Source organism: Campylobacter sp. FU_520 (assembly GCF_025772385.1).
Classification (GTDB): Bacteria; Campylobacterota; Campylobacteria; order Campylobacterales; family Campylobacteraceae; genus Campylobacter_D; species Campylobacter_D lari_C.
On the sequence record NZ_JAKMRZ010000010.1, the window covers coordinates 32,785 to 59,780 of the forward strand.

29 protein-coding genes are annotated in these 26,996 nt (G+C 29.2%); 11 read left to right on the forward strand and 18 right to left on the reverse strand.

Going from position 1 to position 26,996, the window contains the following annotated elements; translation table 11 throughout:
* The first annotated feature begins 117 nt into the window (after window positions 1–117).
* The 3 genes from L8W55_RS05060 to L8W55_RS05070 are packed head-to-tail and all read left to right on the forward strand — an operon-like array spanning window position 118 to window position 2,416.
* On the forward strand, window positions 118–591 hold the full coding sequence (locus L8W55_RS05060) for a GNAT family N-acetyltransferase (protein WP_232017402.1): 474 nt from the start codon (window positions 118–120) through the stop codon (window positions 589–591).
* Window positions 591–1,202: a uracil-DNA glycosylase family protein gene (locus tag L8W55_RS05065; RefSeq protein ID WP_263677641.1), complete on the forward strand. Its 612-nt coding sequence runs from the start codon at window positions 591–593 to the stop codon at window positions 1,200–1,202. Before L8W55_RS05060 ends, L8W55_RS05065 begins: the two co-directional genes overlap by 1 nt.
* Complete coding sequence (locus tag L8W55_RS05070; protein WP_263677642.1) at window positions 1,199–2,416, forward strand: hypothetical protein; 1,218 nt, start codon at window positions 1,199–1,201, stop codon at window positions 2,414–2,416. The genes L8W55_RS05065 and L8W55_RS05070 overlap by 4 nt, the downstream gene beginning before the upstream one ends.
* On the opposite strand, the gene L8W55_RS05075 is transcribed toward L8W55_RS05070, so the two are convergent.
* Window positions 2,370–2,774 carry a YbgC/FadM family acyl-CoA thioesterase gene (locus L8W55_RS05075; protein WP_263677643.1) on the reverse strand — a complete coding sequence of 135 codons (405 nt, stop codon included), beginning with the start codon at window positions 2,772–2,774 and terminating at the stop codon, window positions 2,370–2,372. The genes L8W55_RS05070 and L8W55_RS05075 overlap by 47 nt on opposite strands.
* Window positions 2,775–2,784: 10 nt before the next feature.
* A complete protein-coding gene (locus L8W55_RS05080; protein ID WP_263677644.1) occupies window positions 2,785–4,530 on the reverse strand; it encodes a pentapeptide repeat-containing protein in 1,746 nt (581 codons plus the stop codon).
* Between the two features lie 129 nt (window positions 4,531–4,659).
* Between L8W55_RS05080 and L8W55_RS05085 the strand changes: the two genes are divergently transcribed.
* From L8W55_RS05085 to L8W55_RS05100, 4 genes are all read left to right on the forward strand, one after another.
* Entirely contained in the window at window positions 4,660–5,310 is a 651-nt protein-coding gene (locus L8W55_RS05085; RefSeq protein WP_263677645.1) for a thiol:disulfide interchange protein DsbA/DsbL, read from the forward strand.
* Window positions 5,311–5,519: 209 nt separating this feature from the next.
* Entirely contained in the window at window positions 5,520–6,182 is a 663-nt protein-coding gene (locus L8W55_RS05090) for a thiol:disulfide interchange protein DsbA/DsbL (RefSeq protein ID WP_263677646.1), read from the forward strand.
* Between the two features lie 13 nt (window positions 6,183–6,195).
* Window positions 6,196–6,933 (forward strand): protein-disulfide oxidoreductase DsbI, encoded by a 738-nt coding sequence (gene dsbI, locus L8W55_RS05095; protein WP_263677647.1) that lies wholly within the window; start codon window positions 6,196–6,198, stop codon window positions 6,931–6,933.
* A 22-nt stretch (window positions 6,934–6,955) separates the two neighbouring features.
* Window positions 6,956–8,812, forward strand: a complete 1,857-nt coding sequence (locus L8W55_RS05100; protein WP_263677648.1) for an aryl-sulfate sulfotransferase — start codon at window positions 6,956–6,958, stop codon at window positions 8,810–8,812.
* Between the two features lie 33 nt (window positions 8,813–8,845).
* Here the strand turns inward: L8W55_RS05100 and L8W55_RS05105 are convergent, their stop codons facing one another.
* Both L8W55_RS05105 and L8W55_RS05110 read right to left on the reverse strand, forming a co-directional pair.
* Window positions 8,846–10,240: an anaerobic C4-dicarboxylate transporter gene (locus L8W55_RS05105; RefSeq protein ID WP_263677650.1), complete on the reverse strand. Its 1,395-nt coding sequence runs from the start codon at window positions 10,238–10,240 to the stop codon at window positions 8,846–8,848.
* 137 nt (window positions 10,241–10,377) lie between these two features.
* Complete coding sequence (locus tag L8W55_RS05110) at window positions 10,378–11,646, reverse strand: M20/M25/M40 family metallo-hydrolase (protein WP_263677651.1); 1,269 nt, start codon at window positions 11,644–11,646, stop codon at window positions 10,378–10,380.
* A 55-nt stretch (window positions 11,647–11,701) separates the two neighbouring features.
* On the opposite strand from L8W55_RS05110, the gene L8W55_RS05115 reads away from it, so the two are divergent.
* The gene (locus L8W55_RS05115) at window positions 11,702–12,226 is read left to right on the forward strand and encodes a thermonuclease family protein (protein ID WP_263677653.1); all 525 of its coding nucleotides are present in this window, start codon (window positions 11,702–11,704) and stop codon (window positions 12,224–12,226) included.
* An 8-nt stretch (window positions 12,227–12,234) separates the two neighbouring features.
* On the forward strand, window positions 12,235–12,420 hold the full coding sequence (locus L8W55_RS05120; protein WP_263677654.1) for a hypothetical protein: 186 nt from the start codon (window positions 12,235–12,237) through the stop codon (window positions 12,418–12,420).
* Here the strand turns inward: L8W55_RS05120 and L8W55_RS05125 are convergent.
* The 7 genes from L8W55_RS05125 to abc-f are packed head-to-tail and all read right to left on the reverse strand — an operon-like array spanning window position 12,400 to window position 19,138.
* Window positions 12,400–12,963 (reverse strand): hypothetical protein, encoded by a 564-nt coding sequence (locus L8W55_RS05125; protein WP_039617921.1) that lies wholly within the window; start codon window positions 12,961–12,963, stop codon window positions 12,400–12,402. The genes L8W55_RS05120 and L8W55_RS05125 overlap by 21 nt on opposite strands.
* A 2-nt stretch (window positions 12,964–12,965) precedes the next feature.
* Window positions 12,966–13,841: a tRNA 5-methoxyuridine(34)/uridine 5-oxyacetic acid(34) synthase CmoB gene (cmoB, locus tag L8W55_RS05130; RefSeq protein WP_263677655.1), complete on the reverse strand. Its 876-nt coding sequence runs from the start codon at window positions 13,839–13,841 to the stop codon at window positions 12,966–12,968.
* Window positions 13,842–13,878: 37 nt separating this feature from the next.
* On the reverse strand, window positions 13,879–14,628 hold the full coding sequence (locus L8W55_RS05135; RefSeq protein WP_039617926.1) for a flagellin: 750 nt from the start codon (window positions 14,626–14,628) through the stop codon (window positions 13,879–13,881).
* Between the two features lie 33 nt (window positions 14,629–14,661).
* Window positions 14,662–15,129, reverse strand: coding sequence for a DUF4149 domain-containing protein (locus tag L8W55_RS05140; RefSeq protein WP_263677657.1), 468 nt, complete (start codon window positions 15,127–15,129; stop codon window positions 14,662–14,664).
* 30 nt (window positions 15,130–15,159) lie between these two features.
* Window positions 15,160–15,960 carry a HemK/PrmC family methyltransferase gene (locus tag L8W55_RS05145; protein ID WP_263677675.1) on the reverse strand — a complete coding sequence of 267 codons (801 nt, stop codon included), beginning with the start codon at window positions 15,958–15,960 and terminating at the stop codon, window positions 15,160–15,162.
* Window positions 15,960–17,147, reverse strand: coding sequence for a M48 family metallopeptidase (locus tag L8W55_RS05150; protein WP_263677659.1), 1,188 nt, complete (start codon window positions 17,145–17,147; stop codon window positions 15,960–15,962). Before L8W55_RS05150 ends, L8W55_RS05145 begins: the two co-directional genes overlap by 1 nt.
* A 53-nt stretch (window positions 17,148–17,200) precedes the next feature.
* Entirely contained in the window at window positions 17,201–19,138 is a 1,938-nt protein-coding gene (gene abc-f / locus L8W55_RS05155) for a ribosomal protection-like ABC-F family protein (RefSeq protein WP_263677661.1), read from the reverse strand.
* Window positions 19,139–19,209: 71 nt separating this feature from the next.
* Between abc-f and L8W55_RS05160 the strand changes: the two genes are divergently transcribed.
* Window positions 19,210–20,340: a metallophosphoesterase gene (locus tag L8W55_RS05160; RefSeq protein WP_263677662.1), complete on the forward strand. Its 1,131-nt coding sequence runs from the start codon at window positions 19,210–19,212 to the stop codon at window positions 20,338–20,340.
* On the forward strand, window positions 20,341–21,150 hold the full coding sequence (locus tag L8W55_RS05165; RefSeq protein WP_039625682.1) for a phosphatidylserine decarboxylase: 810 nt from the start codon (window positions 20,341–20,343) through the stop codon (window positions 21,148–21,150).
* Here the strand turns inward: L8W55_RS05165 and L8W55_RS05170 are convergent.
* Genes L8W55_RS05170 through L8W55_RS05200 form a run of 7 tightly spaced genes read right to left on the reverse strand, consistent with a single transcriptional unit; the run spans window position 21,125 to window position 26,969 of the window.
* On the reverse strand, window positions 21,125–21,415 hold the full coding sequence (locus L8W55_RS05170) for a FlhB-like flagellar biosynthesis protein (protein ID WP_012661291.1): 291 nt from the start codon (window positions 21,413–21,415) through the stop codon (window positions 21,125–21,127). The genes L8W55_RS05165 and L8W55_RS05170 overlap by 26 nt on opposite strands.
* A 2-nt stretch (window positions 21,416–21,417) precedes the next feature.
* A complete protein-coding gene (locus tag L8W55_RS05175) occupies window positions 21,418–23,427 on the reverse strand; it encodes a flagellar hook-length control protein FliK (protein ID WP_263677663.1) in 2,010 nt (669 codons plus the stop codon).
* Window positions 23,417–24,610 carry an MFS transporter gene (locus tag L8W55_RS05180; protein WP_233431018.1) on the reverse strand — a complete coding sequence of 398 codons (1,194 nt, stop codon included), beginning with the start codon at window positions 24,608–24,610 and terminating at the stop codon, window positions 23,417–23,419. Before L8W55_RS05180 ends, L8W55_RS05175 begins: the two co-directional genes overlap by 11 nt.
* Window positions 24,607–25,092, reverse strand: a complete 486-nt coding sequence (locus L8W55_RS05185) for a hypothetical protein (protein ID WP_263677664.1) — start codon at window positions 25,090–25,092, stop codon at window positions 24,607–24,609. The genes L8W55_RS05180 and L8W55_RS05185 overlap by 4 nt, the downstream gene beginning before the upstream one ends.
* Window positions 25,076–25,354, reverse strand: a complete 279-nt coding sequence (locus L8W55_RS05190) for an AtpZ/AtpI family protein (RefSeq protein ID WP_039617942.1) — start codon at window positions 25,352–25,354, stop codon at window positions 25,076–25,078. Before L8W55_RS05190 ends, L8W55_RS05185 begins: the two co-directional genes overlap by 17 nt.
* On the reverse strand, window positions 25,351–26,628 hold the full coding sequence (gene hemL, locus L8W55_RS05195; RefSeq protein ID WP_263677665.1) for a glutamate-1-semialdehyde 2,1-aminomutase: 1,278 nt from the start codon (window positions 26,626–26,628) through the stop codon (window positions 25,351–25,353). The genes L8W55_RS05190 and hemL overlap by 4 nt, the downstream gene beginning before the upstream one ends.
* Window positions 26,625–26,969, reverse strand: coding sequence for a c-type cytochrome (locus L8W55_RS05200; RefSeq protein WP_012661297.1), 345 nt, complete (start codon window positions 26,967–26,969; stop codon window positions 26,625–26,627). The genes hemL and L8W55_RS05200 overlap by 4 nt, the downstream gene beginning before the upstream one ends.
* Window positions 26,970–26,996: the final 27 nt, after the last annotated feature.

Here is a 26,996-nt window from a genome sequence, read left to right on the forward strand (position 1 = left end):
AAAAAACAAAATAATAAGCGAGTATGTTAGCAAAATCTTACTTAAATCTGCTTTTAATTAAGAGTTATTTTAAAACTTTTTGCTAAATTTTGATTTTATTTTGTAAATTAAGGAAAAATAATGGCTTTTGAAATTTGTGAGAGTAAAAAAGAAGATTTAGAAAAAATTTTGGAATTACTCAAAGAACTTGCTATTCATGAAAATATGCTTGATGATGTAAAATGCACAACTAAAGAGCTTGAAGAATCGTTTTTTAAACATGAATATGCTAAGGCTTTGAGCTTAAAGGTTGATGGTGAGATAATAGGTTATGTGATGTATTATTTTACTTTTTCATCTTTTTGGGGTTTGGGTGGATTATACCTAGAAGATATTTACATACAGCCAAAATATAGAAAAAAAGGCTATGCTAGAGCTGTTTTTAAATATTTAGCGCAAATTTGTAAAGAAAAAAATCTCAAACGCTTAGAGTGGGTTTGTTTAAATGATAATGATTTGGGCATTGAATTTTATACCAAGTTAAATGCAAGACATATGAGTGAGTGGAGAACTTATCGTTTAGAGGGTGAAAATTTAGAAGCATTGATGTGATGAATAAACGCAGTTTGTATTATCTAAAAGCTTTTGGCTATGAATACTTTAACGAACAAAAGCAAATTAGACATTTTAACTTAAGTTTTAAAGAATTAAATGAAAGAGTGAAAACTTGCAATCTTTGTCATTTTTCTAGGCTAAGAAAGCATAGTTTAATGGAAAAAGAAGCCAAAAATGCTAAAATTTTGATTTACCAAGCTTTTGTTGATAAAGAAGAAAATGAAAGTGGAAAGTTTTTTGCTTCTAAAAATAAGCAAGAGTTTTTAAGATTATGTAAAGAGCTTTTAAATTTAAAAGAAGATGAAATATATTTTTCTTATATGTTTAAATGTTTTAGTAATTTTAAAATAGATGATCAGGCATTAAGATTATGCTTGCCATATTTTTATAATGAGCTTGATTTTGTAAAAGCAAAGATTATTTTATGTCTTGGTCAAGAAGCTTTTGCGAGTTTGGGTTTTGAGAATTTTCAAAAATACAAAGGGCAATGTATGCGTTTTAATAATGCTTTGCTTTTGCCAAGTTATGATTTGAATTTTGTGAGTAAAAATCCTAGCTTTTATACTGAATTTATAGAAGATATTAAAAAAATAAAAGGTTATTTATGAGAAAAAGTTTAGTTTGTTTGATGATGAGTTTTGTTTTAACTTTAAGTGTTTTTGCAAAAGAGCAAAAGCCATCACCCATAGAACCTAGCGAGTCTTTTTATCCTAATTTAGAATTTCAAAATTGCGATAATGATTGTTTGTTTACTTTGCTAGAAACAGGACTTTATTTTAATTTCTTGTCAAGATTTAACAATGATAATGCAAATGAACTTTTGGTTAATATCTATACTAAACTTTTAAACTCCATTATAGATTTTGAAAAAAGAATTCAAAAAAATGCTAGTGTAAAACTAGCTATTATTATACCTGAGCAAACGATTAAAAGTTATTCTAATACTATTATAAATTCAAGTATAGCGTATTTGCTAAGACAAAGAGCGCAGATAAAAGTAAAGGTGTTTTTAATAGGTACTGAAGATGAGAGCAAGATAGCTAAAGCCCTTAAGCAAGCTCAAGAAGAAAAATTTAACTATATCATAGCAGGTTTTACGGATAAGGGTGTGAAAAATTTATTAAAAGAAAATCTTGGTTTAAATGTAAAAGTTTTCATACCAACTGCACACAAAAGAAATTTTGATACGCAAAATGAAAATGTATATTTTGGAAGTATAGATTATCAAAAACAAATTCAAAGACTTTTAGAGTATTCAAATGGTAAAAATATTATTTTTTCAGATGAAACACCTTTGGCAAATCGCTTAGATGAGAATGTTTTAAACGCAGGGAATGGTAGTGAGAAAATTTACACTATTAATAGTTCTAAGTTTGATTTTAGAAGTATTTTAAATCAAAATAGAAGTTTTCAAGATTCTAGTATTATTTTAAATACTTCTTTGATTAAAACAGCGCTCATAAGCTCGCAAATAAGAACTTACGATATAGAACCTTTTGTGCTATTATCAACTCAGATTAATTATAATCCTATTTTGCTAAGTTTAACGCAAATTAATGATAGAAAAAAACTTTTGCTAGCAAATTCCATTTCTAATGAGGATCAAACTCTAAGCTATCTTAATGAGCTTTTTTCGCAAAATATTAACTATAACTGGATAGCGTATGCAACTAGTGTAGGACTTGATTATTTTTATACGCAGTTTTTAGACAAAGACTCTCAAAGAATTTTCGATGAGAGCTTAAATGATAATCAATTTGACTATAAGGTTAAGATCATACGCTCGCAAGGCTTAGGTTTTGCTCCTTTGCAAGATCAGTAAAAACCTTAGCTATAGCCTCATCTATAGGGGCTACTTTTTCATTTTTTAAAAAGGCTAGGGTAAATTCAGCCTCAAAAAGCTTAGTGCTATCTTTGTAAATCTCTTGTTTTATACAAACTGAGGCTTTTTTAAGCTTTGTGATAAATGTTTTTACTTCTATAAGATCTCCAAGTTTAGCGGGTTTTAAAAAGTTACAATTTGCTTTTGTAAGTAGAAAATGTCCTGTATTTTTATCAAAAATTTTTGCATTTTTTTGAAAAAAAATCTCACTTCTTGCTCTTTCGCAAAATTTTAAGTAGTTGCTATGGTATACCACTCCACCTGCATCGGTATCTTCATAATAAATTCGTATTTGCATTTAAAATCCTTTAATTTGGTATGATAGTGTTTTTTCTTGCTGTTTTTTGAAGGGAAAAGATGATTAAACCAAAAACTATGATATAAATTGATGTGATTAAATTTTGCCACCAGTTAAAATCATTACTTAATAAATTTGGTATTGCTAAAATCATTTTGGGTTGATTGCATAATGTTATAAAAATTATTATAGATGATATTATTATAGAAGTATTTTTTGCTTTTAAAAAAACATCAATAATAAAAAAACTTATTAATGCTATGGGGTATATATACCAAATTTTTCCTATAAGTAAGATATATAAAGCTATTGTAAAAACTAGCCATTTTGCATTTAAAACTAAATCTGTATGATGATCGCAAAGCTTGCGATAAAAGAAAAGTTGCCATTGCTCGATTGTATCTTTTAAATTTTTATTTTCTTTGTGTGTTAGTTCTAATTCTCTAGCATAAAGCTCTTGTGCTCTAAGCTCTGAAGCATCGATTAGATTGTGATGAGTTATGCGGTTGCTTTTTAATTTTCTAAATAAATCTCTTAAATTTAAAAATTCATCATAATGATTTTTTTCTATTTCTTCTTCTAATTCTTCATGGTTGTATTGTATGCAATCATGCTCTATGTTAAACTGATTAGAAAAAGTACAATTTATGAATTTTGGTTTGTTATCTAAAGTGGCATTGTCAAAAACTACGATATTGTTAAATATTACATTTTTAAAATTTAAATACTCTATATGTATGTTTTCAAAATTGACAATGCCTTTAAAAGTAATATCTTGAAAATGGTATATTTGTTTTGTTGTATCATTGGTATTAGTTGTATTACGTTTTTTACTGGAAATAAATTTAACATTATTAAATTCCACTTCGCTAAATATGATTGTATTTTTAAAAAAAGAAGTGTTTATAAAACTAGCTTTACCTTCAAAATATGCTATGCTAAAATCAACCCTAGCTTTAAATTCTGCCTTATCAAAAGAAGTTTTACCTTTAAAAACCGCTTCTCTAAAATTATTTTCTATGATTTCTTGATTTGTATGCTCAGCTAAGAATTTTGTTTCTATAAATCTAGCTTCGCCTTCAAAGCGTGCCATATTAAAATTAACCCTAGCTTTAAATTCTGCCCTAGCGAAAGAAGTTTTACCTTTAAAAACCGCTTCTCTAAAATTATTTTCTGTGATTTCTTGATTTGTATATTCAGCTAAGAATTTTGTTTGTATAAATCTAGCTTCACCTTCAAAGCGTGCTATGTCAAAATTAACCCTAGCTTTAAATTCTGCCCTATCAAAAGAAGTTTTACCTTTAAAAACCGCTTCTCTAAAATTATTTTCTATGTTTTCTTGGTTTGTATACTCAGCTAAGAATTTTGTTTCTATAAACCTTGCTTCACTTTCAAATTTTGTTAAACCAAAATCAACTTGATTATTAAAAATTGTGCCTGAAAAATCAACTTTTTTTTCAAAAATACATTGAATAAAACTAACTTTTCTATGAAAGCTAAATCCTCTAGCAATGATTTGATTTTTAAAAACACAGTCTGTAAAAAATAATGCTATATTATTATTTGCAAAATAAATACAATTGATTTCGCAGTTTGTTATAGTGATTTTATTTATTTGTTTTTGCTTTAGAGTGTTTAAACTAATTTCACTAATGTTAGAGTTGCGAATAGTTACTGTATTCTCATTTATTTCTACATTTGCATCTTTGATATTTTCTTGTATCAATACACCATAAGATTCTAGAAGCTTTTGCATTTATTTTGCCTTGTTTTATGTCTAATAAATATAAATTTTATCTAAAATGCTATAAGAAAAGCATAAAATATTCTTGATTTTATATCTTATGTTAAAATTATATTTTATATCATCAAAAAAAGGAAAATCATGCAAGTGTTGCAAAAAATGTTTAAATTGTTAGTTATTATAGCTTTTGTTTTTAGTGTAAATGCAAATGCGTTAAGTGAGGGTAAAGAGTATATTACTTTAAAAACGCCTATCCCAAATGCACAAAATTCACTGATAGAAATTTTTTCTTATCGTTGTATTCATTGTTATAATCATCATCAATTTCACACTCTAGCAAAGGTTAAAGAGGCTTTGCCAAATTTAAAATATGATCTTTTTTCGGTAAGCTCTATGAGTGAGTATGGTGGCGCTTTGAATGAGATGTTTGCATTGGCTTCGTTTAAGCAAAAGACATTGGGGTTAGATGTAACTAGTGAAAAAAGTCTTACTTATAAACTTGCTGATGTGTATTTTGTAAGTCATTTTGAACAAAAGTTAAAATTAAATGATCTTGATTTATTTTACAAAATGGGTTTAAATGCTATCGGTGCTAGTAAAGAAGAATTGCAAAAATTTTTACAAACAAAAGAAGCCAAAGAGCTTTTAACTGCTTATGATGTAGCTAATGAAATTTCAAGAAATTATGGCACGCCTGCTTTTGTAGTAAATGGCAAATATCAAATCAATCCTGAGTATATCACTTCTTTAGAAGAATTAATCCGTATAGTTAAAGAACTTTCTACTAAATAATGCTTTTAAAAAGCATTATTTAGTAATCCATCTTCTTTTATTTTTATGATAATATATTATCGTTTTTTTTTTTTTTGATAATTGCATTTTATTTTGTAAATTTTTTCTTATATTTAATAAATATTTAAGTTATGTTAATATAGCTTTACAAAGTTTATAATAAATATTTGTAATTTATTATAAATAATAAAAAATTTAGGAGAAATAAAATGAATTTTAACTTTAGTAATTGGTCAAAAGCAGTAGCAATGGCTGCTTTTGTTTTTGGTGTGAGTGCAAATGCACTTAGCGAAGGTAAAGAATATGTGGTTTTAAAAACACCTATCCCAAATGCCCAAAATTCTTTAATAGAAGTGTTTTCTTATCGTTGCACGCATTGTTATGATCACCATAAATTCAATACAATCTCAAAAGTTAAAGAAAAATTACCGCAGTTAACTTATAAATTTTATCCTGTTAGCTCTATGGGTGATTATGGTAAGCAAGCTAATGAAATTTTTGCTTTTGCTGCTTTTAAAGATGAGCAAAATAAAGTAAGCCAAAGTGATAAAAATAGTTTAACTCATAAAGCTTCTGAAGCATATTTTAATGCTTATTTTAAGAAAAAACAAAGATGGGGAAATGGAGCTAATCCTGAAGCGTTTTATGAAGTGGGATTAAAAGCAATTTCAGCAAGCAAAGAAGATTTAGATAATTTTTTAAAAACTCCTGAGGCTAGTGAAATTTTAAAATCTTATGAAAGTGCTAATGATATTTCTAAAAACTATGGCACGCCTGCTTTTGTAGTAAATGGAAAATATCAAATCATACCACAAGCTATCACATCTCCACAAGCTTTAATAGAAATAACAGAAGAATTAAGTAAAATGTAGTTTTGGAGTCAAAATGAATTTTTGTCCTATTAGTAAAATTGGTGCTTGGCAAAATACTAGGTTGCCTTGGTTAATAATGGTTATAGCTATGGTAGGCTTAACTTTCATAGCGCACTTTTTATTTCAAGAATATCTTTATATGGAACCTTGTGAGCAGTGTGTTTATATAAGATTTGCTATGTTAACTATGGCTTTTGGTGGTATTTTAGCCTTGATAGATCCTAAAAATGATTATCTAAAAATTTTTGCTTATATTTTTGTTTTTTGGGGTATATGGCTTGGTATAGAGTATTGTATTACTCTTAATCATATCCATGAGGTAGTACATTCAGAAAATCCTTTTGCTGGTGTTGATGGATGTAGAGAAATTCCTATATATCCTTTTAATTTACCATTGCATGAATGGGCACCAGGATGGTTTTTACCAACAGGTGAGTGTGGCATGGATACACCTATAGTACCTGAAGATGTTTATGGTAGTTTAAATGCTTTTCAGAAATTTTTTGTTGGAACTCCTCCAAATTTTGAAGATGGGTTGTATAGTAATGGTTGGTATTTGATTCCTAGTATGGAATTTATGAATATGGCGATTTGTTGCTTATTGGCTTTTGTTGTTTGTTTGGTGATTTTAGGAGGCATGTTTGTCTCTTATGCGTTTTCACACTCTAAGGCCAAAATTTACGCTTTGATTGTCTTGGTGTTTGTGATTATTCTTAAAATTTTAGGTGAGCCAAGTGTGCAAATGGCTTAGTAGTATTGAAAAAGGAGAAAGAATGAAAATTAGTAAAATTGTAAGTAGTATTTTGCTTGCTAGTAGTGTTGTTATGGTAGCACCTAGTGTTTCTTTAGCTATGGGTGGACCTAGTGGTGCTAAAATTGATTGGGAAATTCAAGGCAAAATTGGCGCAGTAAAGATGAATCCTTATGGTTTATCTCCGCTTAGCGCTGTAATTATGGATGGAGGATACAAACTAAGCGATGTAAGCGTAACTATAGTTCCAAAGCCAAATGGGCAAACTATATCTTATAAGGTTAGCCCTAATAAAATTAAAACTTATGGAGGAATTCCTGTTTTTGGACTTTATCCATCATATTTTAATACAGTAAAAGTAAGTTATACCAAAACTGCTTTTGGAAAAAGTGAAAAAGTAGTAGATGAGGTATATAAAATAGCAACTGGTGGAGTAAATATAGAGCCAAGTGGAAGTATTATGCAAAGAGGTGTACCTTTTGAAAAAGTGGAAGTGATTAAAGTAGATAAGGGTTTTGAAGATAGGTTGTATTTGGTTAATAATGCTCCAGGGAAACAAAGTGGAAAAGGTTCCCAATCTGTTTGGAATAACCCAGCAGGTGGCGCAATGGAATGGGATGAAAATTCAAATGCATTTATCATTGATACAAAAGGTGAAATTCGTTGGTATTTTGACAATGATAAATTGATGGATTGGAATAATATTTACAACCGTGGTATTATGATGGGATTTAGGCAAAATACTGATGGAGCTTTAACTTGGGGTTTTGGACAAAGATATGTTAAGTATGATTTGATGGGTAGAGAAATTTTTAATCGTCTTTTACCTTCTTCATATATAGATTTTTCTCATTCTATGGATAATATGCAAAATGGAAATTATCTTTTAAGGGTGGCTTCTGCCAATGTTAAGCGTCCTGATGGTAAAAATGTACGTTCAGTGCGTGATGTGATAGTAGAAGTTGATAAAAATGGCAATGTAGTAGATGAGTGGAGATTGTTTGAAATTTTAGATCCATATAGAGCGAATGTAATCAAAGCATTAGATCAAGGCGCGGTTTGTTTAAATATTGATGCGAGTAAAGCAGGGGTTACTTTAAGTGATGAGGATTTAGCTAAAATGGATGCAAGTGATTCTTTTGGCGATATAGCAGGTACTGGAGTAGGGCGTAACTGGGCTCATGTAAATAGCGTAGATTATGATCCAAGTGATGATAGTATTATTATTTCAAGCCGTCATCAAAGTGCTATTATAAAAATAGGACGCGATAAAAAGGTAAAATGGATACTAGGAGCACATAAGGGCTGGGGAGAAAAATATAAAAAAGTACTTTTACAACCTATTGATAAAAATGGCAAAAAGATAGTTTGTGAGGATGAGTATAGCAAATGTCCTGGCTATGAAAACGAAGAAGGTGGTTTTGATTTTACATGGACACAGCATACTGCTTTTAGAATAGATGAAAAGTCTGATAAAAGATATATTTATATCACAGCTTTTGATAATGGCGATGCAAGGGGTATAGAACAACCTGCTTTTGCTTCGATGAAATACTCAAGAGCGGTTGTGTATAAAATAGATCAAAAAAATAAAACCGTAGAACAAATTTGGGAGTATGGTAAGCAAAGAGGTAATGAGTGGTTTTCACCTGTTACTTCTTTAACTGAGTATCATAAAGATAAAAATTCCATCATGGTTTATAGTGCTACTGCTGGAATGTCATTTGACTTAAGCAAAGGTGCTGCTGTAGGTGAGCCAAGACCTGAAATAGATGAATTTAAATGGGGAGCTAAAGAGCCTTCGGTACAAATTCGATTTAGTGGAGCAAGTACTGGTTATCAAGCTATGCCTATTGATTTAGAAAAAGCATTTAAATAAGAAAAAAGGGCTTTCTTTAAAGCCCTTTAATTTTTATAAATATCCTGCACCTAAAGCTAAGAAATAACCTACTATACAAGAAACAATTACACCAATTAAACCTGGCAAGATAAAGCTGTGGTTGATAACAAATTTACCTATTTTTGTAGTACCTGATCTATCAAATTGTATGGTTGCAAGATCGCTTGGATAAGTTGGTAAAATATAATATCCATAACAAGCTGCTGCAAAAGCGATAATAATGCCTGGTTCAACACCAATTCCTAGTGCAAGTGGGACAAATGCTGCGATTGCTGCTGCTTGAGAATTAACAAATTTAGAAATTAATAAAAGCATAACTGCATAAGTCCAAGGGTGTTCTATAACGATATTTCCTAAAGATTCTTTCATCATAGGAGTATGCACCGCAAACATAGTATCTGCCATCCAAGAAATTCCAAAAACAGCCACTAAAGCTATCATGCCTGATTTAAAAATTTCATTTTTTGCAATTTTGCTTGCATCAAGTTTAGTAAAGATGATGAGTGCTGCACCTGCTAAAAGCATAAACATTTGAATTACTGCAACCATATTCATAGGTTTAGTAACACCTTTTGAAGTAAATTGCGGTCTAAGTTCTGGGAAGGCTCCAAGTATAGCTACTATTGCAATAGCGCCTAAGAAAATCCACATAGCTACCCATTGAATAGTTGGAAGTTTTTGACCAAGAAGGGTTTTGCTATCGCCATAGATATATTCTCTTTGTTCTGGATCTTTGATTCTAGCTTGAAAGTCTGCATCTTTATCAAGATCTTTTCCTCTAAACCAAGAAAAAATTCCTATAGCTAAAACACCTACCAAAGTAGAAGGTATAGTAATAGCAAGTAAATCCACATAACCATCAAAACCTGCTAAAGGATGTTTGTTGATTTCTGGATTTAAAAGTAGCGCTGTTAAGCTTACAACAGCAACTGAAACAGGGCTTGCGATGATACCAAGCTGAGAAGAAATACTAGAAGCAGCCATTGGTCTTTCTGGGCGTATGCCGTTTTTAATAGCAATGTCGTAAATAATAGGCATCATGGTATAAACAACATGTCCGGTTCCGCAAAGCATGGTTAAAATACAAGTTACAAAAGGTGCTAAGATGGTTAAAAATTTAGGATTTTTTCTTAAAACTCTTTCTGCTACTTGTAACATTACATCTAAACCACCGCTAGCTTGCAAGGTTGCACTAGCAACAACTACAGCTAAGATGGTAAGCATAACATCAATTGAAGGTTTTCCAGGTGCTACAGCAAAACCAAAACTTAAAACCAATAAACCTATACCGCCTAACAAACCTAGAGCGATACCACCTTTTTTTGCCCCATAAAAAAGACAAATGAGAACTACAGCTAGTTGGATACTAAATTGAGTGCCTTCACTAAGGCTAGTTAGCATTTCCATACTCTCTCCTTGTTTTTAAAATATACAAGAGTATAGTGTAAGTTTTATTAATAGTAAATAAAAATTTTTATTATTTAAATAAATATTTACCAATATTTTAATTTTATTTATTAAAATATTGGTTTTTTATTTATTAATTATTGATGATTTTTTAAGATAGCAAAAAGAATTTTGCTGATTTTTTCGATAGAAGCTATTTCGCATTTTTCATCTGTTGAATGTGGACTATATATATTTGGCCCTATGGAACAACATTCTAAAGGTTGTTTTTCACTTATGATACCACACTCTAAGCCAGCATGTATAGTATAAAGCTTGGCGTTTGGATTTTCTTTTTTTAAATAACTTAGAATTTCTTCTCCAAATTTAGTATCTTTATTAGTCCAAGGTGGATAAAAATTTGCACTTGAAACTTCACAGCTTTGCATTTTAAAATAAGTTAAGGTTTCAAATTCTATATTTTTAAGCTCTTGCAAATCATTTGATCTTGCAAAAAGCTCAAAATGAAATTTACCTTCTTTTTCATAAGCTAGTGAAAGATTGATACTTGTTTGGACTAAATTTAGATGATGATTAAAAGTTCTAACTCCTTGTGCAAAAGCATTGATAAGATTTAAAATGATTTTAGAGTTTTTATAATATGTTCTTTTGATTCTACCTATATAATTTACTTTAAAATGATTATTTTCTTTTGGAGGATTTTTAAAAAATGCTACGATTTTAGCATGTTTTGGTATCGAATTTATTCTCTCACCTGCGCTAAATTCACAAAGCTCGCCTTGATTTTGAGTGATAAAGTAACTTGCTTCTTTGATAGAAGATTTGATGTTTTTAACAATATCAATCCCTGAATGTCCACCTTTAAAATCTATTGCCTCTATTTCATAGCATTCATCTTCTTTTTCATCTATTTCTAATTTCAAATTAGCAAAAATATCTACTCCGCCAGCACAACCTATAACAACTTCATCATCGCTTTCATGGTCTAAATTTAACAGCTTGTTTGAAATCAAAGTATGCGTAAGATTATTTGCTCCACAAAGGCCAACTTCCTCATCATTAGTAAAAAGACATTCGATATTTTCAAAGTCTTTTAAAGCTTGCATCATTAATGATACTCCTATGCCATTATCTGCACCCAAGCTTGAGTTTTTAGCCTTTAAATATCCATTTTCTTCATACATTTGTATGTTAGGAGCCTCTCCCATGCAAACCATATCATAATGGCTTTGTAAACAAATTTTTGGATTTCCTTTACATGCATGGATATTACCTGCATTATCAACGCTTACTTGACAGTTGTGACTTTTAGCAAAATCAATGAGAAAATTTTTTAATTCTTCGGTTTTAAAACTACAATGAGGTATTTGAGCGATTTGTTTAAAATTTTGTATAATTTCTTGCATAAAATCTCCTTTTTTTGTTGTAATTATGGCATATTTTTATATAGATGAGGTTTAAATGAAAATTTCTAAAAAGCAAATTAAATTATTAATAACCTTATTAAAAGAGCCAAAGAAATTTTTAATTGTGCTTTTTTTAGTCGCTTTTGCTTATGTTTTAAATTATGATAATGGCTCATATATTAATGCTAAAGTAAGTCGTGTGGTAGATGGAGATACTATTGAGGCTAAATTTGAAAATGAAAAACTTAAAATCAGACTTTTTGGTATCGATGCGCCTGAGAGTGATCAAGCCTATGGAAAAATGGCTACGCAATTTTTAAAAGCTATTGTATTGAATAAAGAAGTTGTTTTAAATGTAAAAGATGAGGATAAATATGGTAGAATTTTAGCCATTGTGTATTTAAATGATAAAGATATCAATCAAGTTATGGTTAAAAATGGTTTTGCTTGGGCTTATGAATATTATAGTGATTTATATGTAAATGAGCAAAATTATGCCAAGGAAAACAAAAAGGGTTTATGGGTAGATGAAAATCCTATAGAGCCTTATAAATGGCGTAAACAAATAAGATTAAAATAGGATGAAAAATGTTTAAAAGTGTATTTTTTCTAGGGTTTTTAGTATTATTTTTTAATGGTTGCTTTGTAAATGAAAGAGGGGTTTCAAACCGCTTTTATGATGATTGTAAAGAATATTATGATGCAAGTGGGACTTACCATAAAGAATGCCCAAAGAATTGGGTGGATTTACCTTTAACCCCCGATTCCTTTTAAGGCTGCATTGAGTTCTTCTTGTGTTGTTTCTTGTTTTGCAGGTTCTTGTTGGTTTTGGTTGTTGTTTGTGGTGTTTTGACTCTGTTTAAGCTTAAATATATGATCTTCGGTTGTGACAACTTGAAAAGAAGCATCAAAAATTTTAATCTCATTAACAAAACCAACCACTTTAACTTCTCTTTTTCTTGAGTCATCGCTAAATAAAGCACTTGCTTCAAGGTTTAGAATATCACCAACTTTTAAAGGAGCATAGAAAAAGCTTCTTGAGCCTATTAATACACTAAATTCTTTATTGATTGCAGCTTGAGCTATATAATTTGCTGCATTAAATACAAAACCACTATGCACTAATCCTAGCTCATCTACTGCCATATCATGGGTTGTGATTAAAATACCCTTGGCGAAATTTTTTTCTATATGGGAAATACTTCCTGCTAGAGTATTGTTTATCCCTGGACAGGTGATAAGTTCTGATTTAATGCGATTTAATTCTTCTGGGTCTATTAATTCTTCTATGCTAACAGCACTTGCTGCTCTTGCCATTTTTACACCTTTAATTTAACATAAACTCTTTTTGGTGCTTCATAACCTTCGCAAGTTAAATTTGAGTCATTTTCATCTAAAAATTGATCTAAAGAATAAGAATCAATCCATTGTGTTTTTCTTTGTTCTTCAAAATCAGTTTGTTTAGTTGCTATAACTTCAAATTCACTAAATCCAGCTCTATAACACCAATTTCTTAAACCCAATATCGACGGAATGAAAAAAATATTTGGTATTTTTGAATAAGTTTTTTGAGGAATGAGTGCAATTTCTCTTTCATCTTCTATATACATAGTATCTAAAAAGACTATACCATCTCTATTTAAAGATTGCTTGAGTTGTTTTAGCATGGTTATAGGATCACTACGATGATAAATTACTCCAAGGCAAAAAATCACATCAAATTTTATGCCATAATTTGGCACATCAGCTACACCTAAAAGCTCATATTGTATAGGAGTTTTTGCAATAGAGTTTAAAAGTAAAAATTGTAAATAATACTTAATAGAAGGATCAAAACCTATGAGTTTTGAAGGATTAAATTCAAGCATTTTAAACATATAATAACCATTATTACAGCCAATATCTGCAACTATTTTTCCTTTGATTTCTTGCATATAAGGTTTTAATATATTAAATTTAATAAAACTTTGCCATTCTGTGTCTATAAATAAATCATTGATTTTAAAAGGTCCTTTGCGCCAAGGTTTTAATTCCAAGGCAATGTCCTTAATCTCATTATCTAAGCTTTTATCACAAAAAATATCAAAACTTTCATTTATAAGGTAATTTGAGTTTTGAATTTTTGTGCTAAGTTTTTGAATTTTTTCATATAAAGGATGTTTTAAAACTTGCTTTAACAAAGCATTATCTTGCATATTTTTCCTTGAAAAACTCCCTTATTTGGGAGTTTTATTATTGAAGTAGGCTTGCTAGTTTAGTTTGTAGCATTACATTTGAGTGAGCATTTGCAAATAAAAATGCATTTTCTTTTAAGTAGTTTGCATTAAAATCATTGATATTTTGTGCTAAGTCATTATTTTGCAATTTACTTTCAGCTTCTTTAGTATTAATGCTAGTTTGCAAAGATGAGTTGATGTTAGAATGGATAGCATTAATCCCAGCACCAATATCTGCGCGTAAAGAACCTACTTGATCTTGAAAATCGCGAATTCCATCTTGGTTTTCAAGGCTTAAGTTTGCTGTGCTTGGTTGATTTAAATTAATACTTTCAACCCCAGCTCCAACAACAAAATCCATACTTTGGAAAACATTTTTTCCGTTAAAAGTTGCATTTGAAAATGCATCATTGATTGAACTTATAAGTTTATTTGCTTCAGCGTTTAGCATACTTTTTTGTCTATCATTTAATGCAGCACTATTTGAGCGTACTGAAAGTTCATTAAGTCTATCTGCAGTAGCCGAGATATTATTTAGCGCTGAGTCTGCAATTTGCAAAACACCCACTGAATCATAAGCATTTAAAATGCCTTGATCTATGGTGCTATACTGACTTCTTAAAGAATCAGCTATGGCTAAATTTGCTCCATCGCTTCCATCTATAGCACGCATTGTGGCTATATTTTCTAAAGCTTTTTCTTGGCTTTTTTGAGCTTGATTTAAGTAATGGTTTTGTTGAGTTGTTCCTATATCGCCTATTTTCATCTTTGACTCCTTTTAAAGACTTATTTTATTATATCACTTTTTTGTTTTAAAATTTAAAAAAAACAAAACTACTTGTGATAACATGATAATTTTCATCACAACTTCACTTGCACCATGAATTTTTATAAATTCTTGAGTCTTAGTTGCTTCTTCTCCTAAACTTTGTGCTTCTAAAACATAAGCAGTGAAGTAAAATACAAAAAGCAAACTTAGTGCCAAAATGATTAAAGAAAGCATAAATTTTGAAAAATTTATTTTAAAAGTTAAATTTTTATCCTTAAATGAGAAAATTTCCATTAAAATAGATAAAACACTCACGCCTAGCAAAACATAACCAAATTGTACAAAAATGTGTGTCATTAAAAGTCCGCTTTGAAAATGAGTTAAAACCCCTTCGCCTATGAATTTAGCAGGATAAAATATAGTCGGAGCTAAAAATACACCTATGCTAATTTCAATCCCAATTAAACTTGCTAGCAAAAATAAATATATTGATTTCATTATTTTCTCCTATAAAAAGATAATTATAGTCTAATTTTTTAAATTCCACGCAACAAAGGCTCTATCAAATCCATTATAATCTTGATAAAAAGTGGCCTTGAAATCATTTTCCTCTAAAATTTTATTTAAAATTGCTTTTTGATCATAACCAAACTCACACGCTAAGACTTTTGTGTTGTGTTTTTTAGCAAAAAGGATAATTTTATGTAAAATTTCCCAACCTTTATCCCCACCAAATAAAGCATTATGTGGTTCATTTTGCACCCATTTATCCAAAGGATAGTCATTTTTAATATAAGGCGGATTAGAAAAAATAAAGTCAAAATTTCCACGCATAGTTTTAAAATCACAAAGTTGAAAATCAATCAAATTTGAAACTTTGTGAAAATCTGCATTTTTTTTAGCAAGCTCTAGTGCTTTTGGATTAATATCGCAAGCTTGTATAAAAATTTGTTTTAATTTTGCTAAGGAGATACTTAAAATTCCACTCCCAAAGCCAATCTCAAGTATATTTTTAAAAGAGTTATGATCTAAAATTTCTAAGCATCTTTCAAGTAATATTTCACTATCAAAACGCGGTATTAAAACCCCTTTTTCAATAAAAAAATCTAAACCATAAAATTGTGTTTTTTTAAATAAATACTCAAAAGGCTCGCCATTTAAAAATCTATCTACATATTCTAAAAAGATTTTTTCATCGATTTGAAATTCAGGATTTAAAAAAATCCAAGCCTTATCTTTTTGTAAAAGCTCACAAAGAATAAAAAGTATATATTCTTTGTGAGTAGGATCTTTTGCGTAAGCTTGCTTTAAAGCTTGTTTGATTGAAATCATTGCAAAGCTTTGATTCTATCATAAATGCAAGGATGACTTAAGTGAAAGAAAGTATAAAATTTACTTGTTTTAACAAAGGCTTTATTTTCTTTTGCTAAAGCTATGAGAGCATTTTTCATATCTTCTTTAGAGCTTAGTTTTGCTCCATGTAAGTCAGCATTAAATTCATTTTTTTGACTCATTTTATTAAGTAGCGGGGAGATAATAAAAGTAAAAATATTTCCAAAAATCAATAAAAGCACAAAAACTCCAGCATTAACCCCATCTAAATGACTTTCAATATAAAAAAAGCTTGGTAAATGTGCAAAGATAAAAAATAAAGCAAAAAGCATCAAAGCACTAGAAAATAACATTTTTAGTAAATCTTTATGCACAAAATGTCCTAGCTCATGACCTAAAACAGCGATGAGTTCTTTTTCTTTTAAAGCATTTAAAAGTGTATCAAAAAGCACCACTCTTTTACTCTTAAATAAGCCACCAAAATAAGCATTTAATCTTTTGTCCCTTTTACTTGCATCAATAACATAAACACCATTTGCACTAAAGCCACATTTTTGCATTAAATTAGTGATTTTTTCTAATAAATTTTCATCTTCAAGTTTTTTCATTTTATTAAACATAGGTGCAATAAGAGTAGGGTAGATGAGATTTATAATAAGTATGATTATAAAGCTTAAAGCAAAAGCCACTACCCACCAGTATGTGCTAAAAAATTCAAAACAAAACACTAAAGCATAGATGATTAAAAAGCCAAAAATAAGCATTAGAGCTAAAGATTTAATGCTATCTTTAATAAAAAGTGCTAAAGTCATATTTGAAAAGCCGTGTTTTTTATCTTTTATAAAGCTTTCATAATAACTAAGTGGTAAATTTAAAATACTAATAATCAATAAAAATGTAAGTAAAAATAAAGTATTTTCTAAAGTAGAATTTTCTTTGATGAAAATTTCTTTTAAATATAAAAAGCCAAAGCTAATCCAAGAAATATTAATCATCAGATTATAAAGATTAGAAAAGATTTTGTATTTTTCATTTTCTATGGCGATATTTGCAGCATTTTTATAATCATGCTCATTTAAAATAATTGCATGCTTTTCTCTTTCTTTTTTTAAAAAAGAAATTTGCATATAAGATATAAAAACCAAAAAGGCTGTGTAAATACATAAAATAGTTATTAAAGTCATAATTTTTCCTTAAATAAATTTGAGTAATTTTATCTTATTTAAAATATATAAAGTTAATCAATACTTTCACTTTTTTCCAAAACCTCAAAATAAGCTTCTTCTAAAATACTAAGTTCATTTTCTAAGGAATTTAGCTTTTCATAAAGGGTATTTATACCTAGTTCTTGATAGATTGCAGGATTACTTAGAGCATTTTTTATTTCTTTTATTTCTTCTTCTAATTTATGAATTTTATCAGGATATGAGTTTAAAATTTCATTTTCTTTATAGCTTAGTTTTTTACTTGATTTTTCTTTTGTTTTTGCACTTGTTGTAGTGTTTGTTTCTAAACTTTTAGAAAATTCTTCAAAGTCTTTGTATTCTCTTTCATTTTCTAAATACTCACTATAAGAAAGAACTTCTATGTTAATATTTGCATTCTCTTCAAAAGCATAAAGTTTAGTTGCTATTTTATCAACAAAATATCTATCATGTGATACAAGCAAAATCGCACCTTCAAAAGAAAGTAAATATTCTTCTAAGATATTTATTGTAGCTATATCTAAATCATTTGTTGGTTCATCTAAGATTAATACATCATATTCTTTAGTAAAAAGCAAGGCAAGAGCAACTCTGTTTTTCTCGCCCCCACTTAACACACTCACACTTTGTTCTAAAAATTCTTTTGGAAATAAAAATTGTTTTAAATACCCATAAACATGCATATTTTTACCACGCACTTGAATATGATCACCACCATTTGGGCAAAAAATTTCTAAAAGTTTTTTATCAGTATTGAGTAAGCTTCTACTTTGATCAAAATAGCCTATTTTAACTTCACCTCTTTTAATTTCCCCGCTATCAAGCGGAATTTGATCAAGTAAAATTTTTAAAAAAGTAGATTTACCACAGCCATTTTTACCTACTATGGCTATGCGTTCACCTTGTAAAATTCGTGCATTAAAGTCTTTAAAAAGTGTCTTGTCTGCTATGGATTTTGAGATATTTTTAAGTTCAAAAAGCATTTTTTTGCGGTTTTGACTTTGGGTTTGATTGAAATTTTTACTCGCTCTTTTAATCTCAAGTTGTAAACGTTTGATAGCTCCTGGATTTTTCTTAGCTTCTTCACGCATTTTAAAAATGCGTTCTTTACGTCCTTCGTTGCGTTTAAGTCTAGCTTTAACTCCTCTTCTTAGCCATTCTTCTTCGCTTTTTAATTGCTTAAGTAAGGTTTCATGACTTTTAGCTAAGGAGGCTAAAATAGCTGCTTTTTTTTCTAGATATTGCGTATACCCACCCTCAAAAATGCTTAATTTTCCTGCTTCTATTTCTACGCATTTTTGTGCTATCGCATCGATAAAATACCTATCATGGGAGATGAAAATAACACACATCTTAGAAGCTTTTAATCTTTCTTCTAAAAAGCTACTCATATATACATCTAGGTGGTTGGTTGGCTCATCAAGCAATAATATATCAGGATTTTTCAGCAAAAGCGTGCAAAGCCCTACGCGTCTTATTTCGCCTCCACTTAAAGAGCAAAGTGCTCTGTCTTTATACTCTAATAGTTTAAACTCTTCTAGTATTCTTTGTATTTTTTGGTCTAAATTCCATGCATCTTTTGAATCTATAAATAAACTTAGTTCATCTACTTTTTTTAAATAATCTTTGTTTTCTGGATCAAGAGCTAGTTTTTCGTTATAGTTTTCAAATTCTTTTAAGGCTTGATAAATTTCTTCAAGTTCTTTTTTGATGGCTTCGCTCACACTTAAGGTGCTTTCAAAGCTTACTTGTTGGCTTAGCATGCCTATGCTAGCATTATTTTGTTTAATCACTCTACCGCTATCTAGTTTTAAAGTTCCCATAAGGGCTTTTAGAAAGCTTGATTTTCCTTCGCCATTTTTGCCTATAATGGCGATTTTTTCTCCTAAATTTGCACTAAAATTTGCATTTTCTAAAACTATTTTTGTATTAAATTTCTTATTTGCGTCAATTAAATCTATTAAAGCCAAATTTCTTTCCCAAATGTTTTTTTGCGATTTTACTTTAAAAAGTATTAATTTTGCTTAAATAAAATTACGCTATGAGAGTGTTTGTTTTTTTTACTTTATTAGTTTTATTTTTTGCTTTGGCAAATTGGTATATTTATAAAAGATTTTTAAGTAAGGTTGATTTTTTAAAACCTTATAAAAAGCTTGTGTTAGCTTTTGTTTTAATAGTTTTTGCATGTGAATTAATCTTTTTTGTAAATATGCGCGGGGATTTTTTACATGAAAAGCTTTATTATATTTTAGCGATTTTTCCTACTATTACCTGTTTTTTCTTGCTTTTTGGAGTGGTTTTTGAAATTGGTTCTTGGATTTTCTTTAATGAAAATAAAAAAGAGCAAATTTTTAGCCTTCAAAGAAGAAAGTTTTTAAAATTAATTTTTGATTCTTGGCTTATTATACTTAGCGTTAGTATGGTGTTTAAAGGTTTTGTAAATGCTATTAGTACACCTAAGGTTAATGAGGTAGATATTAAAATTAAAAATTTAAAAGAAGATTTAAACATAGCTTTGCTTTCTGATGTGCATTTGGGGAAAAATTTAGGTGAAGATTTTTTAAAAACCTTAATCGATGAGGTTAATGCTTTAAATGCTGATATAATTATCATAGCTGGGGATTTAATCGATGCAGATATAGCTAGTATGTCTTATATTAATTTATTAGAAAATTTTAAATCAAAATATGGTACTTATTTTGTTTATGGAAATCATGAGTATTATAATGATATAAATGCAATAAGCAAAAAGCTTAAAACGCTTAAAAATTTCAAAGTTTTAGAAGATGAAAGTATTGATTTTGGGGATTTTACTTTAAGTGGGACTTTGGATTTGGCTGCTAAGCGTTTGGGATTTAAAGAAAGCAATATAGAAAAAATCAAAACTCAAATCAATCAAGAAAAAGTTAATATTTTAATCACTCATCAACCAAAGTATGTAAAAACTTATGATGTAAATGGGTTTGATTTGATTTTATCAGGACATACACATGCAGGACAAATTTTCCCTTTTTCTTTGCTAGTATATTTAGAGCAAGGCTTTGTGTATGGGCTTTATAAATTAAGTAAAGATAGTTTGCTTTATGTAAGTAGTGGAGCTGGATTTTGGGGGCCTGCTGTGAGATTTTTGGCTCCTAGTGAGATAGCTTTGATTAGATTAAAAGGAGAATAAGTGGGATTTAGCAATAGTGCTTCAAAAATGTTTGGAATCATAGCAAAATATAAATTTCCAAAAATCATACAAAAAAATATTAATAAAGCTTATGTAAATGCTTTTAATATCAATATGAGTGAATTTAAGTCTTTAGAAGAATATGAGAGCTTAAATGCTTTATTTACAAGAACTTTATTAAATGAGCGAGAATTAGAAGATGGCTTTGTAAGTCCAAGTGATGGTAAAATTTTAGAACTTGGAAGTAGTTTTCAAAATGATTTAAAAGAAAATTTAGCTTTTAGCATTAAAGGTTCAAGTTATAGTATAGAAGAGCTTTTAAAAAACTCAGCCAGTAAAGAAGAATTAGAAAATGGCATAGATTATGCAAATATTTATTTATCTCCAAAAGATTATCATCATTATCACGCACCTTGTAATATGCAAATTTTAAGTGCTACTTATATGAGTGGGGCTTTATTTAGTGTGAGTGAGGCAAAGTTAGCTAAGATTATAAATCTTTATACTAAAAATGAAAGAGTAGTTTTAAAGTGCTTAGTGGAAGGAAAATTTATACTTTGGATGGTATTTGTGGGTGCGCTAAATGTTGGTAAAATGCACTTTAGCTTTGATACTAGTATACAAACTAACGCTGCAAATTTTGATTTTACTCATACTTATGAAGATCTTTTTGTAAAAAAAGGCCAAAGACTTGGAAATTTTGAGCTAGGTTCAACGATAGTTTTAATCGCCCAAAAAGGGTTTTTAAAATTTAGCAAAAATGCTTACGAGCAAGTTGAATTTTCTAAGAAGATTGCGGACTTTGCTTAGTCTCATCTTCATTAGCAACTTTATATAAAAATGCAAAAATTTCAGCCACTGCTTTATACATATTAGGTGGGATTTCATCGCCTAAGTCAAGTTTGCTAAGCACTTCTACTAAGTCTTTGTCTTCTTTTATGGGTATGCCATTTTCTTTAGCTAAAGAGATGATTTTAGCAGCGTTTTCACCTTTGGCATTAGCTAGGATTTTTGGTGCATTTTGATCTTCTTTGTTATAGCCTAGCGCAACGGCTTTTTTTGTTTTTTTAGCCATTTTTAAGCCCTTGTATCAAAACCCATATTGAAATCATTGTATTCTTCTTGATTGTGAAATTTACTTTTAACTATATCGCTGATGAAAAAATTAGAGCTTAGAAGTCCTACTTTAACTAAGGCTTTTTTTAACTCATGTGCTCTTTCGTAAAGTTTTTTTCTAAAATTAGCATTTTCTATCATCATATTTATATCAATGTATTTATCATTGCTTAGTGATAAAAATACATTAATTTTTCCTAATTTTTCAAATTCAAGATTAATTTGTGCATAAAATTTATCTTTTTTACCACGTTTAAAAACTACATTAGATTTTTCTAAATCATCCCAAAAGAAAGGTAAAAAAGTATGAATGCTATTATTAGCTAAAGATAAAAGCTGATTAAACTCAAGCTGAGCTATAAGACGATTTGCTTGATTTAGTATGCTTTCATTGTCTAAATTTTTGGCTAGATTAGAAACTTGTAAAAGAGTGGATTTGATGTCTTTTTGTAATTCTGAAGAAATTTCTGCAGTATCTTTTGGAGTAATTTTTCCAAGATCTTTTATAGAAAGTTCTAATTTTTTTTCTATGTTTTTTATATCATCTAAAGAATTTTTTGCCTCATAATTTTTAGGATCTAAAGCTTTTAAAACCTCATTGAGTTTTCTTCCTATTAAGCCTAGTTCTTTGTTTAGATTATTTAAAAGCTCTTCTTGTAAATTTTGACTAAAATTAAGATTTTTACTTACATTTTGTTTGAAAATATCTTCTAGTAAAATTTTGCCCGAAGTGCTTTTAAATATATCTTCTAATTTAGTATTATTTGTTTGTAAATTTTGACTTTTACTATCATTTTTGCTTGGTTCTTCAGCATTTTTTTGTAGTGTTTTTGGTTCTTCTTTAGGATTTTCTTTAATATCTTTACCTTGTGGTATTTTTTCTTCTTTTGTGTTTTGAATTTCTTTATCTTTTGCTATGCTTTCTTGTTTTTGCTGAGTTTCTTTTTTATCTTCTGTGTTTTTTTGCGGAGTTTTTATTTCCTCTTTTAACTCTTCTTTGATGTCTTTAGTGTGTGGAGTTTTATTTAAATTTTCTTGTGTTGTTTCAGTTTTGTTTTTGTGATTTTTTATGTCTTTTAAAAGTATTATAAGATCTTTAATGTTTTGACTAAGTTCTTTTAGTATATGCGTATTTTGAATTTTTATATTTTCAGGTTTAGCTAGTTCTTTATTGATAAGTGTTAAATTTTTATTAAGATTTTTAATGAAATTATTAGCAATATTTTGTAGCTTTTCTTGACTAATGGAGTTTGGGTTTTTATTGATATAGTTTTTAAAATTTTCTATTTTATCAAATAGTTTAAAAAGTGTCTTGTAGTTTGTATTTTCTAAAGAAATTTTATTTTCTTTTTTATGATTTTGTAAGATGTGAATAAGTTCTTTTAGCGTACTTGTGGTGTCAAGATTTTTAAGATCTAAATTACTTATATCGCGTTTTAGATTTTCGCTAGTAGCCCCTTTTATGGTATTTAAAAGATTAAAAAAGCTTTGTGGTAAATTTTGTTCTTTTAAAGAATGATTGAGTTTTGCTTCTAAAAATACACCTGAATTTTTTACCAAAGATGAAAGATTTTTATTGTTGATATCTTTAGCGGGTTTAACTAGATCTTCTAAAACTTTAAGTAGTTTTTCAAATTCAGGATTTTTAGAAAGCTCTGCTTGAAGTTTTTTAACTTCATTAGCAAAATTAGGTGCAAAATTTAAATCTTTATGATTTTTTAATACTGCTAAATCAGGATCTTTGTTGGTTTTGATTTGATCTAAAAGTTTATTTAATAATTCTTGTAATTTTTGATCGATTTTGCTTACATAATCTTTATGTAATTTGACTTCAGGATCATTTTTAGAAAATAAAGGATTTTTTAAAGCATCATTAAGTGAGGTTTTTTTGTCTGATTTCTCGCTTTTGTTGTCTTTGCTTGTTTCGTTTTTTGCAAATTGATTTTGATTGTTAGAAATATTAGTTATCATCTAGCATTACCATATTACCTGGTTTTCTTTTAAATTTGGTTAGATTTTTAAATTTTGGTTTATCTATAGCAAAGGCAATTAAAACAGTTAATAAAACGATGTAAAAATACATAAAACCATTGCCTTCAAAATAATACATCAAAGTTCCAAGCACAGCAGGCGCAAATAAAGCACCAAAAGAATAAGTAAAAAGAACGGCTCTACCTAGCTCAACTCTTTTGCTAGAATCATCAAGCATATCATTTGCTCTAGCTAAAGAAAGAGCATATAAACAACACATTCCCATACCCAGTAAAAAGCCAAAAAAGTATTTTAAATAAATATTATAGCTTAATAATAAAATACAAAGCATAGCACTTAAAGCCGTAAAAGCACATAAAATAATAGCAAATTTACGACTAATTTTATCAGAAAGGGTTCCGATGAAAAGTTGAGATATAAATCCTCCTAACATGGTGCAAAATATAAAAATCGAAGCTTCTTTTGCGCCAAATCCTTGTATAAGTATAAATAAAGAAGCCATAGAGAAAAATCCATTTAAAAGCATACCTGCTATAAAGCTTGTCACTAAAGCTAAAGGCACTATATCAAAAACTTTAGGGATGGAAATTTTGGTTTTTTGTGGTAAAACCGGCTCTTTAATACGGATTAAAAATAAAGGAATAGAGGCAAACATAATAAAACTAGCGCTTAAAATAAATACTGTATTGCTTGGGAAGTCAAATGACATAAGTAAAATTCCAAAGCCTGATGATGAGTAAAATACCACTTCATAAAAGGCTATTACTCTTGAGCGAATAGCATTTTTTGCTTTTTCATTAAGCCATGATTCTATGACCATTAAAAGTGCATAATAGCAAAAACCAAGCAAAAATCTCAAAACCATCCAAAAATAAAGATTAGAGTTTAAACTATGAAGCATAGTAGCTATACCAAAAATGATGGCAAAAATTCCAAAAGATCTTATATGTCCTACTTTAGAGACTATCCTATGAGCACTAATAGTGCTTACCATAGCACCAAGAAAATAACAACTTCCTATTATCCCTATATAAAAATTACTAACATCGTTATGTTTTAAAATAATTGCTATAGAATTTACCGTTAAAGCACTTCCTATAAAAACAAAAATCATACCAAAAAACAATGCAGTTAATGATCTAATCGTTCTTTTTGAGCTCAACATTTTCTTATTAAAAAATTATATATTAATACCGCTATGGGTGTGACAAACATTGCACAAAACAAGGCAAAAATACTCATTAAACCTTGAAACTCTAAAAATAAAAATCCTGTTATTAAAAACACATAAGCAAAAATTTTAAATAAAGAAAAAAAAGCCAATGCGTTTTTAAAAATACTTTTAAATTTTGGTTTTAAATCGTCATCTATATGGATAAATTTTATAATTTTTGGCAAAGAATATTGTTTTTTAGTAAAAATTTGCAAAGGCCTTTGTGTAAAATCATAATTTCTAGCTGCTTTAAAAATAAAATTTTTATAATTTAAAAAAGATACCAGAATGATTAAATTTTGAGCTAAAAAGCCAAATTCAAAGCTTATAAAGGTTTTAAAGCTTAACTCTTTATAGAAAAAAACTCCTGCTAAGAAAAGTAAATTTAATCCTAGCAAGAGTTTTAGTAAAATTTTAGGCTTTAGGATCATTTTTTAAATCTTTATAGCGATTTTCTTCTTTAAATTCCTCATAGCTTTTTACTTGTGCTTTGTAAGCTTTATAAACGTTTAAAATCGCTGCAGCTACTCCTATAAACACTCCTACCCAAAAAAGCCAAGCTATACCGGTTAAGTTTTTTAAAAAATAGCCTATACCAACTCCGATTAAAACAGCTACAACCATGGATATGCCAAGGCTTAATCCATCTGCAGCTTCTATACCTTTGCGAATGATTTTTTGTCTTTTATTCATAGGGCTTTAAAACTTTCTTGTGCTGCTTGTATAGTTTTATCAATGATTTTTTTATCCATACATTCACATATAAAACCTGTTTCAAATTGAGATGGTGCCAAATACACTCCTTTGCTTAGCATTTGTGCATGAAATTTAGCAAATAATTTAGTATCTGATTTTAAAGCATCTTGATAATTATTAACAGGGTTTTCACAAAAGAAAAATCCAAACATAGAACCAACGCAATTAACTTGCAAAGGAATTTTACAATCATTTGCAGCCTCTTTAAAGCCTTGAGTAAGTCTTTTACCTAGTTTTTCTAATTTTTCATATAAACCTTCATAATTTCTTGCTTTTTTTAAGCTTGCATAACCTGCAGCCATAGCAAGAGGATTACCGCTTAGTGTTCCTGCTTGATATACTCCGCCCAAAGGACTTAGTAAATCCATAATCTCAGCTCTTGCAGCAAAAGCAGCCGCAGGCATACCTCCGCCTATAACCTTACCAAAAGTTACTATATCGGCTTTTATATTATTAATTCCAAAAGAGCCTAGATATGAAGCTCTAAAGCCACTCATAACTTCATCAAAAATCAAAAGAATTTGATGCTCATCACATAGTTTTCTTAATTCTTGTAAAAATTCTATTTTAGCAGGTACTAAACCCATGTTTCCTGCAATTGGCTCTATAATGATACAAGCTATATTATCATCATTATTGATTAAGTTTTTAACACTTTCAATGTCATTATAAATAGCTACTAGAGTATTTTTAGCCACATCGGTTAAAACTCCTAGTGAGCTTGGGGTGTTAAAAGTAGCCGCACCACTTCCAGCACTTACTAATAAAGAATCAGAATGCCCATGATAACATCCTTCAAATTTGATGATTTTATCTTTTTTGCTAAATCCTCTTGCAAGACGAATAGCACTCATAGTAGCTTCTGTGCCACTGCTTACAAAGCGTATTTTGTCTAAATGCGGCCAATCTTTTAGGATAAATTTAGCTAATTTGGTTTCAGCTAGGGTTGGTGCGCCAAAGCTTGAACCATGTTCTAATGCTTTTTTACAAGCTTTTTCAATATCCTCATTACAATGTCCAAAAAGTAAAGGTCCCCAGCTTTGTACATAATCTATATAAGTATTATCTTCTATATCGCTAATATAAGCACCTTTTCCTTGCTTGATAAATAAAGGATTGCTACCTACACTTGCAAAAGCACGCACAGGAGAATCAACCCCGCCCGCTATATATTCACAAGCTTCTTCAAAGGCTTTTTTATTATTTTTCATTTTTTACTCCTTTTGTTGTTAGTAATATAATCATAAAGCGATTTCATCTCATCTTCTGTTAATGAGTAAGTTGGCATAATGCTTTTTGCCTCTTGAGGTTGGCTTAGAATTTCTCTAAAACGTGTATAAGGAGTGTTTTTAATACTTGGCACTATAAAAGGTGTTTTTTCTCCATTTTTAGTATAATATCCTAGTATTTGTTGTCCTCCATCACCATGACATTTAGCACAACTTATGCCTCTTGGATTTTTGTAAAGGGATTCTTGGTATTCTTTAGGTGAGATAAAATCTTCAGCCCAAACACCATAAACTATAAAAAACAAAAATAAAATAATTTTCATTTATCACCTTTAACAAAAAAGAAGTTT

Bases quoted from the DNA above. Each gene is read 5' to 3' on its own strand.
- dsbI (WP_263677647.1), top strand. From the start codon at position 6,196: ATGAATTTTTGTCCTATTAGTAAAATTGGTGCTTGGCAAAATACTAGG.
- L8W55_RS05170 (WP_012661291.1), bottom strand. From the start codon at position 21,415: ATGGCTAAAAAAACAAAAAAAGCCGTTGCGCTAGGCTATAACAAAGAA.
- L8W55_RS05185 (WP_263677664.1), bottom strand. From the start codon at position 25,092: ATGATCCTAAAGCCTAAAATTTTACTAAAACTCTTGCTAGGATTAAAT.
- L8W55_RS05110 (WP_263677651.1), bottom strand. From the start codon at position 11,646: ATGCAAGAAATTATACAAAATTTTAAACAAATCGCTCAAATACCTCAT.
- L8W55_RS05085 (WP_263677645.1), top strand. From the start codon at position 4,660: ATGCAAGTGTTGCAAAAAATGTTTAAATTGTTAGTTATTATAGCTTTT.
- L8W55_RS05115 (WP_263677653.1), top strand. From the start codon at position 11,702: ATGAAAATTTCTAAAAAGCAAATTAAATTATTAATAACCTTATTAAAA.
- hemL (WP_263677665.1), bottom strand. From the start codon at position 26,628: ATGAAAAATAATAAAAAAGCCTTTGAAGAAGCTTGTGAATATATAGCG.
- L8W55_RS05080 (WP_263677644.1), bottom strand. From the start codon at position 4,530: ATGCAAAAGCTTCTAGAATCTTATGGTGTATTGATACAAGAAAATATC.
- L8W55_RS05160 (WP_263677662.1), top strand. From the start codon at position 19,210: ATGAGAGTGTTTGTTTTTTTTACTTTATTAGTTTTATTTTTTGCTTTG.
- L8W55_RS05175 (WP_263677663.1), bottom strand. From the start codon at position 23,427: ATGATAACTAATATTTCTAACAATCAAAATCAATTTGCAAAAAACGAA.
- L8W55_RS05120 (WP_263677654.1), top strand. From the start codon at position 12,235: ATGTTTAAAAGTGTATTTTTTCTAGGGTTTTTAGTATTATTTTTTAAT.
- L8W55_RS05135 (WP_039617926.1), bottom strand. From the start codon at position 14,628: ATGAAAATAGGCGATATAGGAACAACTCAACAAAACCATTACTTAAAT.
- L8W55_RS05100 (WP_263677648.1), top strand. From the start codon at position 6,956: ATGAAAATTAGTAAAATTGTAAGTAGTATTTTGCTTGCTAGTAGTGTT.
- L8W55_RS05150 (WP_263677659.1), bottom strand. From the start codon at position 17,147: ATGACTTTAATAACTATTTTATGTATTTACACAGCCTTTTTGGTTTTT.
- L8W55_RS05065 (WP_263677641.1), top strand. From the start codon at position 591: ATGAATAAACGCAGTTTGTATTATCTAAAAGCTTTTGGCTATGAATAC.
- L8W55_RS05140 (WP_263677657.1), bottom strand. From the start codon at position 15,129: ATGAAATCAATATATTTATTTTTGCTAGCAAGTTTAATTGGGATTGAA.
- cmoB (WP_263677655.1), bottom strand. From the start codon at position 13,841: ATGCAAGATAATGCTTTGTTAAAGCAAGTTTTAAAACATCCTTTATAT.
- L8W55_RS05200 (WP_012661297.1), bottom strand. From the start codon at position 26,969: ATGAAAATTATTTTATTTTTGTTTTTTATAGTTTATGGTGTTTGGGCT.
- L8W55_RS05070 (WP_263677642.1), top strand. From the start codon at position 1,199: ATGAGAAAAAGTTTAGTTTGTTTGATGATGAGTTTTGTTTTAACTTTA.
- L8W55_RS05105 (WP_263677650.1), bottom strand. From the start codon at position 10,240: ATGGAAATGCTAACTAGCCTTAGTGAAGGCACTCAATTTAGTATCCAA.
- L8W55_RS05090 (WP_263677646.1), top strand. From the start codon at position 5,520: ATGAATTTTAACTTTAGTAATTGGTCAAAAGCAGTAGCAATGGCTGCT.
- L8W55_RS05075 (WP_263677643.1), bottom strand. From the start codon at position 2,774: ATGCAAATACGAATTTATTATGAAGATACCGATGCAGGTGGAGTGGTA.
- L8W55_RS05125 (WP_039617921.1), bottom strand. From the start codon at position 12,963: ATGGCAAGAGCAGCAAGTGCTGTTAGCATAGAAGAATTAATAGACCCA.
- L8W55_RS05190 (WP_039617942.1), bottom strand. From the start codon at position 25,354: ATGAATAAAAGACAAAAAATCATTCGCAAAGGTATAGAAGCTGCAGAT.